This is a genomic window from Rhizobium vallis, assembly GCF_003985155.1.
GTDB lineage: Bacteria > Pseudomonadota > Alphaproteobacteria > Rhizobiales > Rhizobiaceae > Rhizobium > Rhizobium vallis.
In genome coordinates this window covers 327890-348379 of record NZ_ML133688.1, presented here as the reverse complement: position 1 = coordinate 348379, position 20490 = coordinate 327890, and the positions used below count along the sequence as shown (strand labels likewise).

At 60.3% G+C, this 20490-nt stretch carries 22 protein-coding genes; 10 read left to right on the top strand and 12 right to left on the bottom strand.

Annotated elements, in window-relative coordinates; translation table 11 throughout:
- Positions 1–124 precede the first annotated feature (124 nt).
- Positions 125–520 carry a hypothetical protein gene (locus EFQ99_RS11620; protein WP_126921180.1) on the bottom strand — a complete coding sequence of 132 codons (396 nt, stop codon included), beginning with the start codon at positions 518–520 and terminating at the stop codon, positions 125–127.
- A gap of 194 nt (positions 521–714) precedes the next feature.
- Here EFQ99_RS11620 and EFQ99_RS11615 point away from each other — a divergent pair, with 194 nt between their 5' ends.
- The gene (locus EFQ99_RS11615; RefSeq protein WP_126921179.1) at positions 715–900 is read left to right on the top strand and encodes a hypothetical protein; all 186 of its coding nucleotides are present in this window, start codon (positions 715–717) and stop codon (positions 898–900) included.
- A 30-nt stretch (positions 901–930) separates the two neighbouring features.
- Here EFQ99_RS11615 and EFQ99_RS11610 read toward each other — a convergent pair whose 3' ends face one another.
- On the bottom strand, positions 931–3303 hold the full coding sequence (locus EFQ99_RS11610) for an alpha-amylase family glycosyl hydrolase (protein ID WP_126921178.1): 2373 nt from the start codon (positions 3301–3303) through the stop codon (positions 931–933).
- Between the two features lie 261 nt (positions 3304–3564).
- Here EFQ99_RS11610 and EFQ99_RS11605 point away from each other — a divergent pair, with 261 nt between their 5' ends.
- The 6 genes from EFQ99_RS11605 (at position 3565) to EFQ99_RS11580 (ending at position 9393) form a co-directional block, all read left to right on the top strand.
- Entirely contained in the window at positions 3565–5427 is a 1863-nt protein-coding gene (locus EFQ99_RS11605; protein ID WP_126921177.1) for a calcium-binding protein, read from the top strand.
- A gap of 138 nt (positions 5428–5565) precedes the next feature.
- Positions 5566–5868, top strand: coding sequence for a hypothetical protein (locus EFQ99_RS11600; protein WP_126921176.1), 303 nt, complete (start codon positions 5566–5568; stop codon positions 5866–5868).
- A 38-nt stretch (positions 5869–5906) separates the two neighbouring features.
- Positions 5907–6413: a winged helix-turn-helix transcriptional regulator gene (locus EFQ99_RS11595; protein WP_126921469.1), complete on the top strand. Its 507-nt coding sequence runs from the start codon at positions 5907–5909 to the stop codon at positions 6411–6413.
- A 12-nt stretch (positions 6414–6425) separates the two neighbouring features.
- Positions 6426–7691, top strand: coding sequence for a beta-ketoacyl-ACP synthase II (fabF, locus tag EFQ99_RS11590; RefSeq protein WP_126921175.1), 1266 nt, complete (start codon positions 6426–6428; stop codon positions 7689–7691).
- Between the two features lie 81 nt (positions 7692–7772).
- Positions 7773–8201: a DUF4864 domain-containing protein gene (locus EFQ99_RS11585; RefSeq protein ID WP_126921174.1), complete on the top strand. Its 429-nt coding sequence runs from the start codon at positions 7773–7775 to the stop codon at positions 8199–8201.
- 106 nt (positions 8202–8307) lie between these two features.
- Positions 8308–9393, top strand: a complete 1086-nt coding sequence (locus EFQ99_RS11580; protein WP_126921173.1) for an acyltransferase family protein — start codon at positions 8308–8310, stop codon at positions 9391–9393.
- On the opposite strand, the gene tgt is transcribed toward EFQ99_RS11580, so the two are convergent.
- The 5 genes from tgt to coaD form a co-directional block, all read right to left on the bottom strand.
- Positions 9390–10520, bottom strand: a complete 1131-nt coding sequence (gene tgt, locus EFQ99_RS11575; RefSeq protein ID WP_126921172.1) for a tRNA guanosine(34) transglycosylase Tgt — start codon at positions 10518–10520, stop codon at positions 9390–9392. The two genes, EFQ99_RS11580 and tgt, sit on opposite strands and share 4 nt — an antisense overlap.
- The gene (queA, locus tag EFQ99_RS11570) at positions 10517–11602 is read right to left on the bottom strand and encodes a tRNA preQ1(34) S-adenosylmethionine ribosyltransferase-isomerase QueA (RefSeq protein WP_126921171.1); all 1086 of its coding nucleotides are present in this window, start codon (positions 11600–11602) and stop codon (positions 10517–10519) included. Before queA ends, tgt begins: the two co-directional genes overlap by 4 nt.
- Positions 11603–11674: 72 nt before the next feature.
- Positions 11675–12184 carry a peptidylprolyl isomerase gene (locus tag EFQ99_RS11565; protein WP_126921170.1) on the bottom strand — a complete coding sequence of 170 codons (510 nt, stop codon included), beginning with the start codon at positions 12182–12184 and terminating at the stop codon, positions 11675–11677.
- A gap of 28 nt (positions 12185–12212) precedes the next feature.
- The gene (locus tag EFQ99_RS11560) at positions 12213–12785 is read right to left on the bottom strand and encodes a peptidylprolyl isomerase (protein ID WP_126921169.1); all 573 of its coding nucleotides are present in this window, start codon (positions 12783–12785) and stop codon (positions 12213–12215) included.
- 25 nt (positions 12786–12810) lie between these two features.
- The gene (gene coaD / locus EFQ99_RS11555) at positions 12811–13305 is read right to left on the bottom strand and encodes a pantetheine-phosphate adenylyltransferase (RefSeq protein WP_126921168.1); all 495 of its coding nucleotides are present in this window, start codon (positions 13303–13305) and stop codon (positions 12811–12813) included.
- Between the two features lie 195 nt (positions 13306–13500).
- Here coaD and EFQ99_RS11550 point away from each other — a divergent pair, with 195 nt between their 5' ends.
- From EFQ99_RS11550 to EFQ99_RS35985, 3 genes are all read left to right on the top strand, one after another.
- Positions 13501–13725, top strand: coding sequence for a hypothetical protein (locus EFQ99_RS11550; RefSeq protein WP_245441480.1), 225 nt, complete (start codon positions 13501–13503; stop codon positions 13723–13725).
- Between the two features lie 93 nt (positions 13726–13818).
- The gene (locus tag EFQ99_RS35010) at positions 13819–13974 is read left to right on the top strand and encodes a hypothetical protein (RefSeq protein ID WP_164736368.1); all 156 of its coding nucleotides are present in this window, start codon (positions 13819–13821) and stop codon (positions 13972–13974) included.
- Between the two features lie 36 nt (positions 13975–14010).
- On the top strand, positions 14011–14145 hold the full coding sequence (locus EFQ99_RS35985; RefSeq protein WP_010056528.1) for a hypothetical protein: 135 nt from the start codon (positions 14011–14013) through the stop codon (positions 14143–14145).
- An 86-nt stretch (positions 14146–14231) separates the two neighbouring features.
- On the opposite strand, the gene EFQ99_RS11545 is transcribed toward EFQ99_RS35985, so the two are convergent.
- The 5 genes from EFQ99_RS11545 to gyrA all read right to left on the bottom strand — a co-directional run bounded on the left by EFQ99_RS11545 (position 14232) and on the right by gyrA (position 20432).
- A complete protein-coding gene (locus EFQ99_RS11545) occupies positions 14232–14534 on the bottom strand; it encodes a hypothetical protein (protein ID WP_126921166.1) in 303 nt (100 codons plus the stop codon).
- Between the two features lie 20 nt (positions 14535–14554).
- Positions 14555–15628, bottom strand: a complete 1074-nt coding sequence (locus EFQ99_RS11540) for a hypothetical protein (protein WP_126921165.1) — start codon at positions 15626–15628, stop codon at positions 14555–14557.
- Positions 15628–16035: a hypothetical protein gene (locus tag EFQ99_RS11535; RefSeq protein WP_126921164.1), complete on the bottom strand. Its 408-nt coding sequence runs from the start codon at positions 16033–16035 to the stop codon at positions 15628–15630. Before EFQ99_RS11535 ends, EFQ99_RS11540 begins: the two co-directional genes overlap by 1 nt.
- 10 nt (positions 16036–16045) lie before the next feature.
- Positions 16046–17539, bottom strand: coding sequence for an FAD-binding oxidoreductase (locus EFQ99_RS11530; RefSeq protein ID WP_126921163.1), 1494 nt, complete (start codon positions 17537–17539; stop codon positions 16046–16048).
- 94 nt (positions 17540–17633) lie between these two features.
- The gene (gene gyrA / locus EFQ99_RS11525; protein ID WP_126921162.1) at positions 17634–20432 is read right to left on the bottom strand and encodes a DNA gyrase subunit A; all 2799 of its coding nucleotides are present in this window, start codon (positions 20430–20432) and stop codon (positions 17634–17636) included.
- Between the last annotated feature and the right edge of the window lie 58 nt (positions 20433–20490).

Here is a 20490-nt window from a genome sequence, read left to right as displayed (position 1 = left end):
GATGCACGCTTCCTTCTCGGGCCCTCTCTAGAAGGCTCCCATGTCAATCAGACACCTGATGTTTTCAGCTGTTTCTCAGTTTCGACATCAAACTGTCATGCGAACAAAGCCGCCGTCCCACAGGTCAGCGTCGCGGGGCGTTGGTGGGGATGGATGAAACCGTTGCCGAGACCGGGTCACTTGCGGGGAATGTATCCTCAAGCCCCTCCTCGAGTTCGTCTTCCAGCGTATCCCGATCTTTACTTGAGCGCGCGCTGGCCAGGCCGATCAGGCCCTGGCTGCCTTCATCGAAATTGCCGTTGCTCAAGGCATCGTAGCGGTTGACGCTGCCATCCGTGCCGGGGCCGGTAAATGCCGTCAACTGAACCATCATGACCTTGGCGTGATCCACCGCCGTTTTCTCATCGAGTTCGCCACTGGAGTTGTCGATCCTGACGGAAATCGATTCCCCTCCCTCGCCCAGGAATTCGACGGCGAGGAAAGCGCCAGCCTGCGTCACCCTAGTTTCGACCAATTGCATGGAAACCTCCTGTGCTCTCACATCAACGGCGAGCACGGTTCGGAGTTCCATCAGGACGTCTATCGAGGCCGCGAGCGATCGAGCCGAAATGCGCCTTTCGCCGGCGCTTATGGTTAATTTATTAATAATTCAGGATTTATAAATGGAACCAAGCGGTCTGTCCGACTGTTGAAGGTGCGCTGCGGAGAACCCCGATGATCCTGAAAATCCTTGCCCCGAAGATCGACGCCGATTGCCATGACACTGGCACTTACGCTGATGGAATCTTTGCCGAAAACCGAATCGATCTTTCCATCCGCCGTGACGGCCGTCGCTCGCCGCATGAACGCGACTATGGCGCCAACAGGAAACCGGAAAACCTGCCGCTCGGCTTCGCCTGACGTTCCCCGCGCCTCATGGAGCGACACGCGTTACAGCCTGCGGAAGACCAAAACACCGGACGCAGGCAACACGGCATTGAGTGCTCCCGCCGCGGCCCTGATCTTGCCGCCGCCATTGCCGACGTTCCAGCCGCCATATTCCTGAGCATCGCTGTTGAAAACCTCCTCCCAGAGGGCATCTCCCAGACGTTCGCTATGCAGCCAGTAGCCGTCATCGAAGGGAGCATCGTTCAGTGATCCGACGACAAGGAAATCCTCGCCATCGTTCCATCGATGAAACGCGATCACCCGATTTTCGTCGTGAACCACGGGAATAGCAATGTTGCGTGAGCGAATGGCATCTTCTCGGATGCTGAGCTTGATCAGATCGCGATAGCAGCTGAGTATTCCTGCCCCACCATTGGTCGCCTCGCCGAGAATATTCTCCCTGTTGTCGAGGAAATCATTGTAGCGATAGGGCTTCTGCGCGCCGATTTCCTCGCCCATGAAAAACATCGGCGTCCCGGCCGACAACAGCGTTATCGCCGCCGCAAACCTCGATCTCGCCTCGGCCCACTTGCGCGTCTCGCCGACGATCGGAGCGAAATTGACGGCGATAACAGCGGTTCGCGCCGACCCCTCACGATTGCCGCAATCGTCATGCGACTGGTTGTAGACCACCTTGGAGCGCGCGCTCGTCTGCAATGCGCCGGCAAATGACGACATGGTCAGCGTCCGTTCGTCGCCGAAACCGGCATTCTTCAACAGCTGCGCCTGCGCGCCGCCGTGATATTCGACGAGATTGTGGTGAAAATCGCCGTACCAGGTTGCGTCGAAGCCAAGCCCGTCGCCGGTCAGGCTTGGCTGCGTCATCGCCGACCAGTCGGAATAGTCCTCGGCGGTCAGGAAGAGTTGCTGCTTGATCAACCGCATCGTGCGGGTCCACTGCTTCAAGAATTTGGCCCCGAAGGCTGCGGCCCGGTCAGCTCGCCGACCGTCGGCGTGCAGGACTGGATATTGATGGATCGAGCTCGTCTGATCGAGCCGGAAGCCGTCGATATGGCAAACGGAAACGAGAAAGGCCGCGCTTGAGATGAAAAGCTGGCGCACGGCTTCCTCGTCGAAGGCAGGCGCCCAACCGGTGGAGATGTTGTCAATATATCCGCCTGTCGGGTCGGCGTAGTCTTCGGGACGTCCTTCGTACCAGTAATAGATATTGCGCGTGTGATCGTTGGAATCATAGGCCCATTGCGCGCGCTCGCCGTCCGGATCGAAGTGGTTGTAACAGACGTCGAGGATGACGACGATGCCCTGCTGGTGGCAAGCCTTGACGAACATTTTCAGCCGGTCGGTGCCGCCTGCGCCCTGGTCGGCGGCAAAGAAATGCGACGTGCCGTAACCCCAGTTGGCGCGGGTCTCAAATTCCGCGATCGGCAACAGTTCCACGGCGTTGACGCCGAGCGCCGATAGATGCGCCACGAAAGCGATGGCGTCATCGAGTGTGCCGGGCGCAGGCTTGCCGAAACCGAGAGCGCCGACGTGCAGCTCATAGATCACCAGATCCTCAAGCCGATCGGGAAGCTTTCGACCACTGGCGAATTCGTCGGCCCAGAAAGCCTCGGCGGCCATCTCTTGTCCCGACGGCAGCACCACCCGTTTCGGATCGCAGACGACCGAGCAGCTCTGCGGTCCGTCCAATGCCGCCGGCGACCCATGATAGACTGCTCCATCGGGATCGAAGTCTCCGGCGCCGATCTGCATGAGGGACCAGATATCGGTGCGGTAGGCGAGCGAGCCGTCGTCTTTGGTGACGCGATACATATAGGGCGTGCCGACCATGCTATCGAAATCGGCAAGGCTGCGATCGTCGCCCGTCTCAGCGATCCAGAACCCGTCCGCAGCCCTTCGCATGCTGATCGTTGCGACCGCGCCGGTGCCGTCGTCGGCGACGTAGCCGATAGCGGGATCGGCGAGCACCAGCGAAACCTCTTTTGCGTTCGGCGCCCAGACCGAGAAGCGAATGCCGTCGGCGGCGCCGGGCCTTTCAACCCGGTTCGCCCCCAGACGGCCAATCCATGTCAAATAATAGGTCTGCGGCACCGTATCTCGCTGGAGGTCGAAGGAGCGCTCGCGACGCGACAAAGTCTCATCGTCCAATTCGGCGGCGATTGCCCAGAGGTTGGGTGTGCGCGGCCGATCCAGCTCGATACCCCAGCGAAAATTCGTGCCGAGCTCCTCTTCGGAAAGGGAGACATCGGATATGAAGACCTCATATCCGTCTTCGTCCTGGGAACGCCGCATCGGAACGGATGTCCAATCGTTCGAATGCCGGCCTTGCCCGTTCCAACTGCCGCAAAGGCGGACACTGTCGAACTCCGACGACAGCAAGCCGCTGCGAAACCGGAATTGAACGTTGACGGTCATCGGATCCTCCAAACCTGCATCGGATTACGTCATGCAATGGGATATGCGGCCGTCTGATGCGGCATGATCAGCAGGCAGAACGCAAAAAGGCAAGCGCCAATTCCGCAGCAATTGCGATGCGACGCGGGTCACATTCAGAACAATATATCATGGTTAACGGACAACATTGCACGGCCCTCCTCGTGTATTAAATCGAATCGGCACTGGCAAATGGGGATATATTCCCATCGCCGATTCCCTCTTAAACTGGGAGAAGAACTTATGGCTCAAGCCGTTAGAATAAACGATATTATTCGCTCTTTTGGCATAGATACACATATCGACTATACCGACGGAAAATATTCCAATGTCGGGGAAGTTGTTAAGGCTCTCGATTATCTTGGCCTCGACACAGTTCGCGATCATGCCCCCAACGCCGCGTCCGATCCCAACGGTCAAACGCATCTCGGCGATGCGGCCGCAGCCGGCGTGCAATTCGTCTTCAGCGCTCAGCGCGAAGTGGACCCCGCGACCGTCGCCCAGCGGCTGCATGCCTTCGTGCAAGCACATCCGGGTTCCGTCGCCGGCATCGAAGGTCCGAACGAAGTCAACAACTGGCCGGTCAGCTATCACGGCCTCAGCGGCCAGGCAGCAGCACTCGCCTATCAGCAGGACCTGTTTTCCGCCGTCAACGCCGATCCCTTGCTGAAGAATATCCCGGTCCTCGGCTTTACCGGATATACCGTTGCTTCCGCGTCCGATTACACGACGATCCACACCTATGCGAAGGACGGCGACCAGCCATATTCCTGGCTTTCCCGCGAATCTGGTGTGCAGCGTAATGCCGATCCGGGCAAGCCGCTTGCGATCACCGAGACCGGTTACCACACCTCGCTTAGCGCCGACACCAATGGCGGCTGGGAAGGCGTCAGTGAAGCAACACAAGCAAAGCTCGTGCTCAATACATTGATGGACGGCGCGGCGCTCGGCTCGAAAAACACATTTATCTACGAGTTGCTGGACGCCTATTCCGATCCAGCGGGCGCCAACCAGGAAAAGCACTTCGGTCTTTTCCACCTCGACTATTCGGCCAAGCCGGCTGCGACGGCGATCCACAATCTGACCACGATCCTTGACGACAACGGCGCGACCAAGGCAAGTTTCAGCGCGGCGACCCTCAACTATTCGATCGACGGCCTGCCGTCGTCGGCCCACAGTCTGCTGACGGAAAAATCGGACGGCAGCTACCAGATCATCATCTGGAACGAACCCGATATCTGGAACCAATCCTCCGACACCGCCATTCAGGCGGCGGCGACAAGCGTCAAGGTCAATCTCGGAGCATCGTTCGGGTCCGTTCAGGTCTTCGATCCCATGAGCGGAACGACCGCGGTCAAAAGCCTGAGCAACGTCTCCTCGCTAATGCTCGATATCGTGGACCATCCCGTTATCATCGACGTCGCACGCGGCAGTGCCAGCACGCCGCCAGCCACCGACCATCTCTACGGCGGCACCGGCAACGACACCTTCACCGTGACCAGTCCAACTCAGATCGTCGACGAAAGCCGGGGCGGCGGAACGGATACCGTCGTGTCTTCGATCAGCTTCAGCCTCGCGGATACGGCGCACGTGATCGGAAATGTCGAGAACCTCAGGCTGACCGGCACGGCCAATCTGAACGGTACGGGCAACAACGCAGCCAACATTCTCACAGGCAACGACGGCAACAATTCTCTCACCGGCGGGAAAGGGGCCGACCGGTTGATCGGCGGCCTAGGAAACGACAAGCTGATCGGGAGGACGGAAGCGGACACCCTCACCGGCGGAGGTGGAGCCGACTCCTTTGTCTTCAACACCAAGCCCGACAATACCAATGTCGACAAGATCCTGGATTTCTCCTCCGCGGCGGGCGACAAGCTGTTGTTCGACCATACGATTTTCACCGCACTCAGCCTATCCAAATTTTCGGATGAGAATTTCGTTCTGGGAACGAAAGCGCTCGAGGCCGATGATAGATTGATCTACGATCAGGCCAGCGGCACTCTATCCTTTGACGCGGATGGAAGTGCGGCGGGCAGCGCAGTCCATGTCGCCGAACTCGCCAAGTCTCCCGCACTTCACTTCAGCGATCTCCAGCTCATCTGATCGGGATAGCGGCCGTCTGGGCCGCCTTCGACCGCCATCCATGGGTTTTCACGGCCGGCGTTCCCGCGCCCCTCTTGCCGCCGGGAATATCCGCCACATTCTTCCGTTGATGCCACTCGTGCAGCAGCGGAGAAGCGTTTGCCCTGGATCGCCTATATCACCCATTTCATTGCCGCGGCCTTTCTGACCAACGGCATCCCGCATTTCGTCAACGGCGTCAGCGGCCGGTCTTTCCGCATCCCTTTTGCGCCGCGGGCAAAGCTCGGCTCGCCGACAGCTAACGTCGTCTGGGGCTGGGCGAATTTCCTCATCGCCTTCCTGCTCTTTGCCAATATCGGGCCGCTCTATATCGGCACGCCGGGCGATACAATCTTCGTCGCAGCCGGCGTGCTCGTTACCGGCGTTCTGCTTGCCCGGATTTTCGAAAGCGATCAGCGGTAACTTGCATGATGATAGCTACTGCTGTAGTGACTATCATCATGCAACGGACAAGCTTCAGCCAATTCAAATGCCCGGCGGCGCGCGCGCTCGACAGCGTCGGCGACTGGTGGAGCATCCTGATCCTGCGCGACGCCTTCCAGGGGCTGTCACGCTTCGACGAATTCCAGAAAAGCCTCGGTATCGCGCCAAACATCCTGACGCGGCGGCTGAAACATCTGACGGATGAAGGGCTCTTCGAACGGCGGCTCTATCAACAGCGCCCTGCCCGCTACGAATATCTGCTGACGGAAAAGGGACGCGATTTCTTTCCTGTGCTGATGACGCTGTTTTCCTGGGGAAGCCGGCATATTCCGGAAAGCGATCTCGCCTTCCTGCTGGGCGACGCCGCCTCGGGCAGAGAGCGCCAGACAATGCTGGTCGATGCGCGCACCGGCGAAGAAGTGACACCCGAAAATACGAGCCTGCTGGCAGGCCCCGCCGCCGACGACGAGGTGCGTGAGCGGATCGCCCGCATGCGCGCCTGGTATCTCGGCATCGACGCATAGAGAGGAAATGAAATGGATCGCATCGTTGTCACCGGCATGGGACTTGTCTCGCCACTCGGCACCGGCGTCGAGCCCGCCTGGAGGCGTCTTCTCGACGGCGGTTCGGGGCTGAGCGTCCTGACGGAGGATGTCGTCGGCGAACTCTCGGCCAAGGTCGGCGGCATCGTTCCCGGCATCGCCGAAGATGCGGAAGCCGGTTTCGATCCGGACCGCTACATCACGCCGAAGGACCAGAAGAAGATGGACCGCTTCATCCATTTCGCCATGGCGGCGACGGAAGAGGCGGTAAAGCAGGCCGGTTGGATGCCCACCGATGAAGGCGAGCGTGAACGGACCGCGACGATCATCGCCTCGGGTGTCGGCGGCTTTCCTGCTATTGCCGAGGCGGTGCGGATCGGCGAAACCCGTGGCGTACGGCGTCTGTCTCCCTTCACCGTGCCCTCCTTCCTCGTCAATCTCGCCGCCGGCCAGGTCAGCATCCGCTATGGCTTCAAGGGGCCGCTCGGCGCTCCGGTGACCGCCTGTGCGGCCAGCGTTCAGGCAATCGGCGATGCGGCGCGTCTCATCCGCTCCGGCGAAGCTGACGTGGCGATCTGCGGCGGCGCCGAAGCCTGCATCGACAAGGTGAGCCTCGGCGGGTTCGCTGCCGCCCGCGCCCTTTCCACCGGCTTCAACGAGACGCCGGAGCTGGCGTCGCGGCCCTTCGACACGGCGCGCGATGGTTTCGTCATGGGCGAAGGCGCCGGCATCCTGGTCATCGAGACGCTGGAGCACGCGCTTGCCCGCGGCGCCACACCGCTCGCCGAACTCGTCGGCTACGGCACGGCGGCGGACGCCTACCATATGACCTCAGGCCCCGAAGACGGCGACGGCGCGCGCCGGGCGATGGAAGCTGCACTCCAGCAGGCGAAGATCGCTGCCTCAGAGGTCAAGCATCTCAATGCGCATGCGACATCGACACCGGTCGGTGACAGAGGCGAGATCGCGGCGATCGCCACGGTTTTCGGCCGCAATGGCGGCATTGCCGTCAGCGCGACGAAATCGGCGACCGGCCATCTGCTCGGTGCTGCCGGCGGGCTGGAGGCGATCTTCACCATTCTGGCGCTGCGCGACCAGATCGCGCCGCCGACCCGCAACCTCGATGAGGCCGATCCTGCTGCAGACGGCATCGACATCGTCGGCAAGACCGCGCGGCCGCTGGCGATGGATTATGCCATTACCAACGGTTTCGGCTTCGGCGGCGTGAATGCCAGCGCCCTCTTCCGGCGCTGGTCGTAAAGTCCGCTTTCCTTGCGCTGGAAATGGCCTACACTCCTGTTCTCTCGAGGATCATTCCCCGATAGAGCCGGAGATCACCTCATGCGCGCCTTCTTCGCAGTTCTCATTCTGTGTGCCGCGTCCATCATCTCCCAGGTATCGGCTCACGCCGAGGATCCGATCGACACGACGCGGACGATGATCGAGGAGCAGATCAAGGCCTTCCTCAAGGACGATGCCGAGACCGCCTATTCCTTCGCCGCCCCCGGCATCAAGGCGATGTATCCTGACAAGAACCTGTTCTTCGCCATGGTCAAGAAGAGCTACGAGCCTGTCTATCACCCCGGAAACTATGCCTTCGGGCGCAGCCGCTCGATCGACAACGGCGCGCTGATCTATCATGAGGTGCTGATTTCTGGCCGCGACGGCAAGGACTGGACAGCGATCTACCAGATCACCCGTCAGCCGGACGGCAGCTACCGGATCAACGGCGTGCAAATCATGCCGAACACCGACAGCAAGGGCATTTGACGCGCCGTTTGCTTCCTTCAATTGAGCTAACCGACCACACGTAATCGTTGCTAACGATTTCGAAATTCTCCTTAAGTAAGAAAGTAGCAGCGGAGGATTTTTCGGGTTGAGCTCTGGCAAGCAATTTTTCACGGCTCTTGAGGCGTTGCGGGGAGTTGCGGCTATCATGGTCATCTTCCGGCATACCGAAGGCACACTTGGCCCGATATGGCCGAATATCAGTTACCTAGCCGTCGATCTCTTCTTTCTTTTGAGCGGCGTCGTTCTTGCATATTCGTATGAGAGGCGGCTGATAACGGGAGAGATTTCGCCTGCAGGATTTCTGCTGCAGCGCATCATACGGCTTTATCCTCTTTATCTTCTTTCGCTTCCGATCGGCCTTGTCAGTTATGTAGTTCAGAGCGGCTTGGACTACTCCACGCTGTGGGGACTTCTGCTGAAGGGGATCCTATTCGTTCCAAGTATGGATCTCGGAAGTCTTTTCCCTTTCAACGCACCTAGCTGGTCGCTCTTCTTCGAGATTTGGGCCAGCGTGCTGCTCTCCATTCTCCTGATACGACTGTCACTGAGAAGCTTGCTCGCCATCGCGCTGGCGGCTGCAGGCATGGCCATGTACGGGGCATTGTTAGAAGGAAACCTCGACATCGGCTTCCAGCCGAGCTACTTCATCTTTGGCTTCTCAAGAGTACTGTTCTCATTCTCGCTCGGGATCTGCCTTTACAGATTATATGAGGTGCGAAAGCCGAACTGGGCCACCAACGGCAATATTGTCGGCCTTCTTCTCTGTGCTTGTCTGATCCTCATCGCAAACATACCCGCCGCTACATTTTTCGGTTTTCCGTACTTTGATTTTTTTGTGTGCTTAGTGGTATTCCCGACCATTGTCTGGATTGCAATGGGCACGATGCAGACCGGTCTAGTCGAACTGATATTCCGGTGGCTGGGGAGGCTCTCCTACCCGATTTATATCTTGCATGGGCCGATCTTCAGCCTGCTGCATGCACTGCGGCAAGAGGGCTTCAACCTTCCCGCCTCTCCGGCAGCCGGTATGATGGTCGTTATAGCAATCGTCATTGCGGCCGGCATCGTCGCCGTTCGCTTCGACGAACCAGTGCGCAGAAGGCTCAAAATGATGGTTTCGCGGAATCCACCGTCTACGGCCACCGCAACCAGCAACCTAGGTGGTGTTTAGACGGGCTGGAGGTCACCCCTCGCCCATTCCTCCTGCGTTTCCGCCATGAAATCGGCGAAGCGGCCTTCGGCGATCGCCTTGCGGATGCCCTGCATCAGCTCCTGGTAGTAAGCGAGATTGTGCCAGGAGAGCAGCATGCCGCCGAGCGCTTCGTTGGAGCGGACGAGGTGGTGGAGATAGGCGCGTGAATAATCGCGTGAGGCGGGGCAGTTCGACTGATCGTCGAGCGGGCGCATATCCTCGGCATGGCGGGCATTGCGAATGTTGACCTTGCCGCGGCGGGTGAAGGCCAGGCCGTGGCGGCCGGAACGGGTCGGCATGACGCAGTCGAACATGTCGATGCCACGCGCGACCGATTTCAGGATGTCGTCGGGCGTGCCGACGCCCATGAGGTAACGCGGCTTTTCAGTGGGAAGCACGGGCAGTGTCGTTTCAAGCATTTGCAGCATGACCTCCTGCGGCTCGCCGACGGCGAGCCCGCCGATGGCGTAGCCCTTGAGGTCGAGCTGGCTCAATGCCTCGGCTGAACGGATGCGCAGCGCCGGAATGTCGCCGCCCTGGACGATGCCGAACATCGCCTTGCCGGGCTGTTCGCCGAAGGCGACCCTGCAGCGCTCGGCCCAGCGCAGCGACATTTCCATGGCGCGCTCGATTTCCTTCGGCTCAGCCGGCAGCGCAACGCATTCGTCGAGCTGCATCTGGATGTCGGAGCCGAGCAGCCCCTGGATTTCGATGGAACGCTCCGGCGACATGTGGTGCAGGCTGCCGTCGACATGCGACTTGAAGGTGACGCCCTGTTCGTCGAGCTTGCGCAGGCCGGACAACGACATCACCTGGAAGCCACCGGAATCCGTCAGGATCGGGTGTTCCCAGCGGATCAGCTTGTGCAGGCCGCCGAGGCGGGCGACGCGCTCGGCCGTCGGGCGCAGCATCAGGTGATAGGTGTTGCCGAGAATGATGTCGGCGCCGGTCTCGCGCACCTGATCGAGATACATGGCCTTGACGGTGCCGACCGTGCCGACAGGCATGAAGGCCGGCGTGCGGATCGTGCCGCGCGGCATCGAGACTTCTCCGAGGCGCGCACCGGCATCGGTCTTCTTGAGGGTGAACTGGAAGTTCTCGGTCATGTGTCTTTCCGGAAAAGAAGGCTCGCGTCGCCGTAGGAGTAGAAGCGGTAGCCTGTCGAGATGGCATGTTTATAGGCCGCGTGCATGGTCTCGAAGCCGGCAAATGCTGAGACCAGCATGAACAGCGTCGAGCGCGGCAGGTGGAAGTTGGTCATCAGGATATCCACAGCCTTGAAGCGGTAGCCGGGCGTAATGAAGATGCCGGTGGCGCCTGCCCAGGCCTTGATCTGACCGCTTGCTTCGGCAGCGCTCTCGATCAGCCGTAGCGATGTCGTACCAACGCAGATGATCCGCCCGCCCCGTTCCCGCACCGCATTCAGCCTTGCAGCGATCTCAGCACTGACATAGCCGCTTTCGAGATGCATTTTATGGTCGGCGGTATCGTCCGCCTTAACAGGTAGGAAGGTACCAGCGCCGACATGCAGCGTCACGAAATGGCGCTCGATGCCGGCCTTATCGAGCGCTTCGAACAAAGCTGATGTGAAATGCAGGCCGGCGGTGGGGGCGGCAACGGCGCCCTCCTCCCGCGCATAAATGGTCTGATAATCGGCACGGTCACGCTCGTCTTCGGGGCGCTTGGCGGCGATATAAGGCGGCAGCGGGATATGACCGACGGCGGCGATCGCCTCATCGAGCGCCGGGCCGGAGAGATCGAAGGCAAGCGTCACTTCGCCTGCCTCGCCTTTTTCCTCCACGGTCGCATCGAGCGTGCCGATCATGCAGCTTTCGCCGCTATGGCCGAAGGCGATGCGGTCGCCCTCCTTGATGCGTTTACCGGGCTTGGCGAAGGCTTTCCATTTGTTGGCGCCGATACGCATGTGCAACGTCGCCGAGACCTGCTGGCCGCCAGCACCCTCGCGATGGCGAATGCCTTCGAGTTGGGCCGGAATAACCTTGGTGTCGTTGAAGACAAGCGCGTCGCCTGCCCGCAGAAAGGACGGCAGGTCCGAGACGCGATGATCGGAAAGCGTTGTCTGCCCGTTCGGATCGACGACGAGCAGGCGCGCGCTGTCGCGCGGCTCGGCGGGCCGCAGCGCAATGCGTTCATCCGGCAGGTCGAAATCGAAGAGGTCTACGCGCATAAGGGTACTTTCAGGCAAAGCGAAACCCGCCCCGCGCTTTCGCGCAAGGGCGGGTTTCAGCAGAAATCACAATCAGACGTCGGCGGCAACCCGCATGGAGACGATCGAATCGGGATCGGAGACGGGCTCGCCCTTCTTGATCTTATCGATGTTGTCCATGCCTTCGATGACCTGGCCCCAGACGGAATACTGCTTGTTCAGCCACGGAGCGTCGGTGAAGCAGATGAAAAACTGCGAGTTGGCGGAATTCGGGTTCTGCGAACGGGCCATCGAGCAGGTGCCGCGAACATGCGGTGTCGCGGAGAATTCGGCCTTCAGATCGTCCTTGGAGGAACCGCCCATGCCGGCGCGGCCCGGGTTGAAGCTCTCGCCACCCTTCTTGCCGAACTCCACGTCGCCCGTCTGCGCCATGAAATCGGCGATGACGCGGTGGAAAACGACGCCGTCATAGGCATTTTCGCGAGCAAGTTCCTTGATGCGCTTGACATGCTCCGGTGCCACCTGCGGCAGAAGCTGGATGACAACCTTGCCCTTTGTGGTTTCCAGAATGATGGTGTTTTCGGGATCTTTGATCTCGGCCATTGTCTTCTCCTCTTTTTCTTCTCGTCGGTTACTTCTTGCCCAGGGTGACCTTGATCATCCGGTCGGGATTGCTGACTTCGCCGTTCTGGCCTTCGCCCTTCTTGATCTTGTCGACATTTTCCATGCCGGAAACGACCTTGCCGACCACGGTGTACTGGCCGTTCAGGAAGGAACCGTCGGCGAACATGATGAAGAACTGCGAATTGGCGGAATTCGGATCCTGGGAGCGGGCCATGCCAACCGTGCCGCGCACGAACGGGGTCTTGGAGAATTCAGCTGGAAGGTCAGGCAGGTCGGAGCCGCCGGTACCGGCCTGGTTCGCGTCGAAGTTCTTTTCCATATTGCCGTATTTCACATCGCCGGTCTGGGCCATGAAGCCGGGGATGACGCGGTGGAAGGCGACGTTGTCATATTCGCCCTTCTTGGCCAGCGCCTCGATCTGGGCGACATGCTTCGGCGCCACGTCGGGCATTAGCTGAATGACGACGGGGCCATTCTTCAGCTGGATGGTGAGATAATGATCGGCCGACTGGGCGAAGGCATCGCCGGCAAAGGAGGCGAGATACAGCACGCCGGCAAATGCGAGATAAAAGAGTTTCATGTGAGCTCCGTTGGGCGTTATCCGCCTAGTCTTTGCGCTTGGATGTGAGGGCTTGTAAGACGGCGGCCGGCACGAAAGCGCTGACGTCACCGCCCATGGCGGCGATCTGGCGGACCAATGTGGCGGTAATGGGCCGCGAAGCCGTTCCCGCCGGCAAAAAGATGGTCTGGATATCGGGCGCCATTGTCCTGTTCATGCCGGCCATCTGCATCTCGTAATCGAGGTCGGTTCCGTCGCGAAGGCCACGGATCAGAAGCGTTGCGCCATGAGTGCGGGCGGCATCGACGACCAGATTGTCAAAGGCGACGACTGATATGTCGCCGGTCTTGCCGGGCAGGACTTCGGCAAGCGAACGGCGGATGAGTTCGGCTCTCTCCTCGAAGGAGAAGAGCGGCGCCTTGCCGGGATGGATACCAATCGCGACGATGACCTTCTCGGCGACGTTCAGCGCCTGGACCAGAACATCCACATGTCCGTTGGTGATCGGGTCGAATGACCCGGGATAAAAAGCTGTCGTCATCTGACCCGGCCGTTGGTTTGACGCCTTTTGTCACGGATACCGCCTTCCCGCAAGTGATTTGGCCAGCCCTCCGGGGTGGCTGAATGACGGATGAATAAGCCGTTCAAGGCCGTTTCACACACGATCTGCTTAACTCGGATCATCAAGCCAGCCGATGCCATTCAGGCATTCGGCGCCTCCCGAAAGACCAGGTCCATGCTGATCGTGCTCGTTGCACTTGCCGTCGTTTCCTCCCTCGCCGCCGAGATGGCCTATGGCTATTTCACCGATCGTTACGAGGTGAATTGGGTACGGCCGGAGCTTGCCGAACATGCGGCGATCGTGCGCGCCACCCAAGGCAGCGTGCGCCAAAAAACGAGCTTCGAATCTGAACGCCAGATGAACGAGACATTCAAAGTCGCTTCAGATCGGGCTTGGTAAACACCCGCTCAACATCCGGCGGAACCAATTTCAAACGGATGCGTTCATTCAACCGACACATAGATGCGACAAGCGCGCCAGGAAGGACCGAAGATGCCCGGCAAGATTACGATGATTAACGTGCTCTGGATGGCAATGATCACGGGCATGCTCACCGCAACCGTTGCACTCTATGATCAGAAGGTCGACACCTCCAAGGTTTATGGTCCCTATGCTTCGGCCCGCACGGCCGTCGTGGGCCAGTACTGAGGGGCGAGAACGCAACTCCCCAGGAAAGGAATGCCTATGTTCACGATCTTGACAGTGCTCACAGCCCTCATCAGCGTCATGTTCATAGTGTCCGTGGCCTCAACGATTTCCGCGCTCAGGCGTGAAGGCGAAGAGGTAAAGGCGCTGAACGAAAAACACAGCGCATTCTGACAATCCTCTCTTCCCCACCTCGAGCGACACCCTTCCGTCGCCGAGGCTATTCAAAGCCGGATGCACCCCAGCGTCCGGCTTTTTTCTCAGCCCGATGCCGGGCGAAACGCCAGGCAGCCGCTCTTTCGCACCGGCAGGACGAGAAATGCGCCGTTGCCATAAAGCGCCCTGACATAATCGGCGCGCTCGCTCGTCACCACGGCAAAACCGCTGCCCCATCGAAGGATGGCGACGCCTTCCGGCAAGGCCTCAGCCTGCATGCCGCGTGCGGCAAAGACCATGGCGGCGGGCGCCTCGCCAGTTGCTGCGAAGACGATCGCAAACAGCATAAAGACCGCGGCAACGACCGCAATCGCAATGCCTGTCCCGCGTGCCAGGCGCCTTATCATCGCGTCACCCATCCGATACGTCAGAAATCGAATATATGCTCAATGCCGGGATCGGCAATCTGCCGGTCTCGCAGCAGGAGCGAGAGATCCGCCACCTTGACCGACAGAAGTAGACGGTCGCCATCGAAGCCTGCCCGCCGGAGACGCGTGATCACCTCGCCCGGCAGATCATTCTGCACGGCGCCCGAAGGCACGGTCAGCGACACCATGATCTCGTCATTACCGGCAATCTCGCGGACTGTCCCGCCGGCCCTGACAATCTCGTCGAGGATATGGGTAAAGCGATCATATCGCGGCGTCTCGATCAGCACGCCATCAGCGCCGTCAGAAATAACAGACACATCGGGTATTGCCGAAAGTGTGGCGGCCGGCAGGCCTGATATCATCGAACGGATCGTCAGCTTCGCCTCGCCGGTTGCGGCCACTGCATCGGCGATCATACCGGCATAGGCGATCTTGGCGCGCCATTCGCCGCCGAGCGCCAGCCGGCGCTCCCAGCCGCGCAACGGTTCTTCCATCGGGGCGGCCCAAAGCCTGTCGATCCAGGGCTGAAAGGGATATTTGTACCATGGGGTCTGACGCAGGAAGGCCGCATAATCGATCGCCATGTCACGGGCAACGATATCCTGCGGCGTCTTTTCGCTGCCGCGCCAGAGCGCGAACACCCGGCCCACCGTTTCCTCATAGGCAGCTTTCAGGCCCATTTCGAGCGTGAAGCTGACACCGATCGTAGCGATCATCATTCGAGTCTGACTATCCGCGCCGCCATGACGATCGGCGATGCGGGTCAGGGCGCAATCGGCAGCCCAGAAATCCTTGACGCTAGAGACATAGCCGAAGCCATATTCGTCTCCGGTCTTCAGCGTCTCGGCAAGGCCGTCATAGGCATAGACGATATGCCACTCCGGATAGGTGAGATAGGTATTGGCCTCCTGCCGGCGGAATTCCGGCTCCGATATCATCGGCTTGTAGCTATCGGGTTCCGGATCTGCATGGCAGGAGATCTCGACGTAGGCGACCGGGCTGAGCAGCAAAAGGACGACAATAATCAAGACGGCCAGAAGCCAGCCGATGATTTTCAGCAGGCGCCGCATCAAGGCGCCTCGCGACGGAAGACATAGCTGGAAGCGATCGCCGCACCGCCAAGGAAGAGATGTGGCAGGTTGGCCAGGATCTTGAACGTAAAGGGAATATCCTGGATGCCGTAATTGATGATACCGAGGTCGAGGTAGCCCGATCCCGTGATCAGCCCGAGCAGTCCGTCGCTGAAATAGAGCAGACCGAAATAGAAGAGGAAATTTCTGGATGCGCGGGCCGACAGCAACGCCGCGATGCCAGCCCAGGTGGCCGAGGCAAGATGCAGGCTGTCATCATAAATATCGAGCGCAAAGATGCCGAAAGCGCGCCCCTGCGCATCCGTCAGCCCCGGAATGTAATTCAGCGCCGCCGCAAAGAGCAGGGCCAGGGTATAAAGCACAGCAGTCAGCCGAAGCCTGGACATGCAATTCCTCCTATAGGCTTCCGAGATAACGATCCCAGAAATGATTGCGGAAGGTGAGGCCGGGATCCAGCCGGCGCTTGGCGGCCGCGAACTCCGGGGCGCGTGGATAAGAACGGGTAAACTGATCCTGCCGGGCATGCGGGCGATAGGGCAGATAGTAGCTGCCACCGATATCAAGCACCCGCTCGATCAGCGCCTCGGTCATCCGCTGCATGTCGGCCTCGCCCCTCACCGTTTTTTCCTGCGAGAAGAGCATGACAGCGGCGATCCGGGGTTCGGTAGCGTAGGCCAGTATGCTGTCCCTATCGGTATTCACATAGCGCAGCGTAATGTTCAGGAGCTGTTGATAGGATGCCGGAATGACATCGCGGCAAGCTGCGACGAAATCGGCAAAACGCGTCGGCGACACGAAATATTCGTGCAGGATATCCGTGCGGGAAGGATCGCGATCGTCGAGCGTGACGACGGGTTCATTCATCAGGCTGTTGCGCGTCGCTTGCCTCGCGATCGGTGGGCCGATGACAGCCTCGGTCCACCAACGGAAATGTTTGGCCGCATCCGAGCCGAGCTGCGCCCGGAATATCCCGCGCGAGACGTGGCTGACGAACCCGGAGCCGGCGGCCGGCGGTATATTCGTCTGATCCGGGGCAGCGCGATAGCTAATCAGTAGCGCATCCTCGAAGAAGCGATCGAGCGAAACGTCCATGCGGCCATAGGCCATGTTGATCGAGCTGTCGTTCCTGAGCACCTCGGCAAAGCGCCGCCCAAGATCCTCGCCAGCAAGATGCTCGAATGTCGGCTGCAGCAGCACGTTCGGCACCATATCCAGCTCAAGCTCGGTGATGACCCCGAAAAGACCGTATCCGCCCATGGCATGATTGAAGAGTTCGGCGTTCTCCGTGCGCGAGCAAGTCTGCAGATTGCCATCCGCCGTCATTAGGCGGATGGAACGGACAGTGCTGCCGCAACCGCTGAACGGAACCGGCCAGCCATGCGCATTGACCGAAAAGGTGCTGGCGACCCCGAAGTCATTGTTCGATTGCATGACGGCGGGCGAAAAGCCGATGGCATCGAGCCTGGAAATGACAGTCGACCAGCGCGTGCCGGCGGCGACGCGATAGGTCCGCGCTGATGTATCGGCCTCCAGCCAATCCTGATCGAGCGTCAGTGCCGTGCCGTTCTGGACAAGACTCTGCCCACCCATCGAATGGCGCGCGGCGCTGGCGACGAAGGGCCTGTTTGTATTGACCGCCTCAGAAAGTGCGCTGCGCAAGCGGCCGATCGTTGCCTCCTGCGGCGGCTCCCTGACGGTCAGATGGGCGGCGACCCGTGTCGGCGTCAGTTCTCCTGCATCGTTGAGAATGATCACGCCGTCTTCGGCGGGAGTTGCCGGTGGAAAGACCGGTCCGGCATTGCTCTCGGGCTGTAGGAAATAGCCGCCCGCGGCAGCACCCGCGGCGGCCGAAATGCCCGCGAGCACCCCTCGCCTTGTCCACTTGCCCATAACATTCCCCCTCGGATGAATCGGCAAGTCCTTCATAGCGCAATAAAAAACCGGGCGGCAGGGGCCGCCCGGTTCAGAATGACAATGCAGCGAATTATTCGGCCGATGGGGTTTCGTCGGTTTCGCCAGCAGGAGCCGCGCCTTCGGAAACAGCTGTCTCCTCGCCCGCTTCCGCCGCCTCGTCGTCCTCCGGCTCGCTGATGCGCTCGACGGACACGACCTTCTCGTCCTTGGCCGTCGAGAAGATGGTGACACCCTTGGTGGCGCGGCTGGCGATGCGGATGCCGCCGACCGGCACACGGATCAGCTGGCCGCCATCGGAGACGAGCATGATCTGGTCACCGTCATCGACCGGGAAGGCCGCGACCAGTTCGCCGATTTCACCTGTTTTCGACGTATCGGTGGCTCGGATACCCTTGCCGCCGCGACCGGAAATGCGGAAATCGTAAGAGGACGAGCGTTTGCCAAAGCCCTTTTCCGAAACCGTCAGCACGAACTGCTCGCGTCCCTTCAGCTCTTCATAGCGCTCGTCGGAGAGCTGTCCCTCTTCGGTGACTTCTTCGCCAACCAGCGCAATATCCTCTTCATCCACGCCCGTCGCCCGGCGTTCGACAGCGGAACGCTTGAGATAGGCAGCACGCTCCCATGGCTCGGCATCGACATGGCCGACGATCGTCATCGAGATGATGCGGTCGCCATCGCCGAGATTGATGCCGCGCACGCCGATCGAGTTGCGGCCGGCAAAGACGCGGACGTCATCGACCGAGAAGCGGATGCACTGCCCGAGCGCCGTCGTCAGCAGCACGTCGTCGTTTTCCGTGCAGGTCTCGACGGAGAGGATTTCGTCGCCCTCCTCCTCAAGCTTCATGGCGATCTTGCCGTTGCGGTTGACCTGGACGAAATCCGACAGCTTGTTGCGGCGAACCGTGCCGCGCGTCGTCGAGAACATCACGTCGAGATTGTCCCAGCTCGCCTCATCCTCGGGCAAGGGCAGGATGGTGGTGATGCGCTCGCCGGGTTCGAGCGGCAGCATGTTGATCAGTGCCTTGCCGCGCGAGGTCGGCGTGCCGATCGGCAGGCGCCAGACCTTCTCCTTGTAGACGATGCCGCGAGAGGAGAAGAACAGAACAGGCGTATGGGTATTGACCACAAATAGCCGGCTAACAAAATCCTCGTCACGGGTGGTCATGCCGGAGCGGCCTTTGCCGCCGCGGCGCTGGGCGCGGTAGGTGGTGAGCGGTACGCGCTTGATGTAGCCGAGGTGCGAGACGGTGACCACCATGTCTTCGCGGGCGATCAGATCCTCGTCATCCATCTCGAGGCCGCCATCGACGATCTCGGTGCGGCGCGGCGTGCCGAACTCGTCACGGACGGCGATAAGCTCGTCCTTGACGATGGTCTGGATGCGGACGCGCGAGGAGAGAATATCGAGGTAATCCTTGATTTCTTCGCCGATCTTGTTGAGTTCGTCGCCAATCTCGTCGCGGCCAAGGGCCGTCAGGCGGGCAAGGCGCAGTTCGAGGATGGCGCGCGCCTGCTCTTCAGAGAGGTTATAGGTCAGGTCCTCGTTGATGCGATGGCGCGGATCGTCGATCAGGCGGATCAGACTTTCGACATCTTCCGCCGGCCAGCGGCGGGTCATCAATTCTTCGCGGGCCGACTGCGGATCGGGCGCCTGGCGGATGACCCGGATGACCTCGTCGATATTGGCGACGGCAATGGCGAGACCAACCAAAACATGGGCGCGGTCACGCGCCTTGCGCAGTAGGAATTTCGTTCTCCGGCTAACAACCTCTTCGCGGAAGGAGACGAAAGCACGCAGCATGTCGAGCAGTGCCAGCTGCTCCGGCTTGCCGCCGTTGAGCGCCACCATGTTGCATCCGAAAGAAGTCTGCAGCGGCGTGTAGCGGTAAAGCTGGTTGAGGATGACCTCGGCATTGGCGTCGCGCTTCAGTTCGATAACGACGCGATAGCCCTGGCGGTCGGATTCGTCGCGCAGGTCGGAGATGCCCTCGATGCGTTTTTCGCGCACCAGCTCGGCCATCTTCTCGATCATCGTCGCCTTGTTCACCTGATAGGGAATCTCAGTGATGATGATCTGTTCGCGGTCGCCGCGCATCGGCTCAATGGCGGCGACACCGCGCATGATGACCGAGCCGCGGCCGGTCTCGTAAGCCGAGCGGATGCCGGCGCGGCCAAGGATCTTCGCGCCCGTCGGGAAGTCGGGGCCGGGAATGATCTGCATCAGTTCCAGCAGCTCGATCGCCGGATTGTCGATCAATGCAATGCAGCCGTCGATGACTTCGGAAAGATTGTGCGGCGGGATGTTGGTCGCCATGCCGACGGCGATGCCGCCGGCGCCATTGACGAGCAGGTTCGGGAACTTGGCGGGAACCACGACCGGCTCAGAGAGCGTGCCGTCATAGTTGTCGCGGAAGTCGACGGTTTCCTTGTCGAGGTCGTCGAGCAGCGAATGGGCGGCCTTCTCCAGCCGGCATTCGGTGTAACGTTCGGCCGCCGGCGGATCGCCGTCGACAGAGCCGAAATTGCCCTGACCGTCGATCAGCGGCAGTCGCAGCGACCAGGGCTGCGCCATGCGGGCCAGCGCATCATAGATCGCGGCATTGCCGTGCGGATGGTATTTACCCATCACGTCACCGGTGACGCGGGCGCATTTGACGTATTTCTTGTTCCAGTCGATGCCGAGCTCGGACATGCCGTAGAGGATGCGCCGGTGCACGGGCTTCAGGCCGTCGCGCACGTCGGGCAATGCGCGGCTGACGATGACGCTCATGGCGTAATCGAGATACGACCGCTGCATTTCCTCCATGATGGAGATGGGCTCGATGCCTGGCGGGAGCTTCCCGCCGCCGGGGGGTGTTTGCTCAGTCAAAACAGATCACGATCTCTTCTAGAATCACTTGAAGATTTATAGCGGAAAGCCTGTTCCC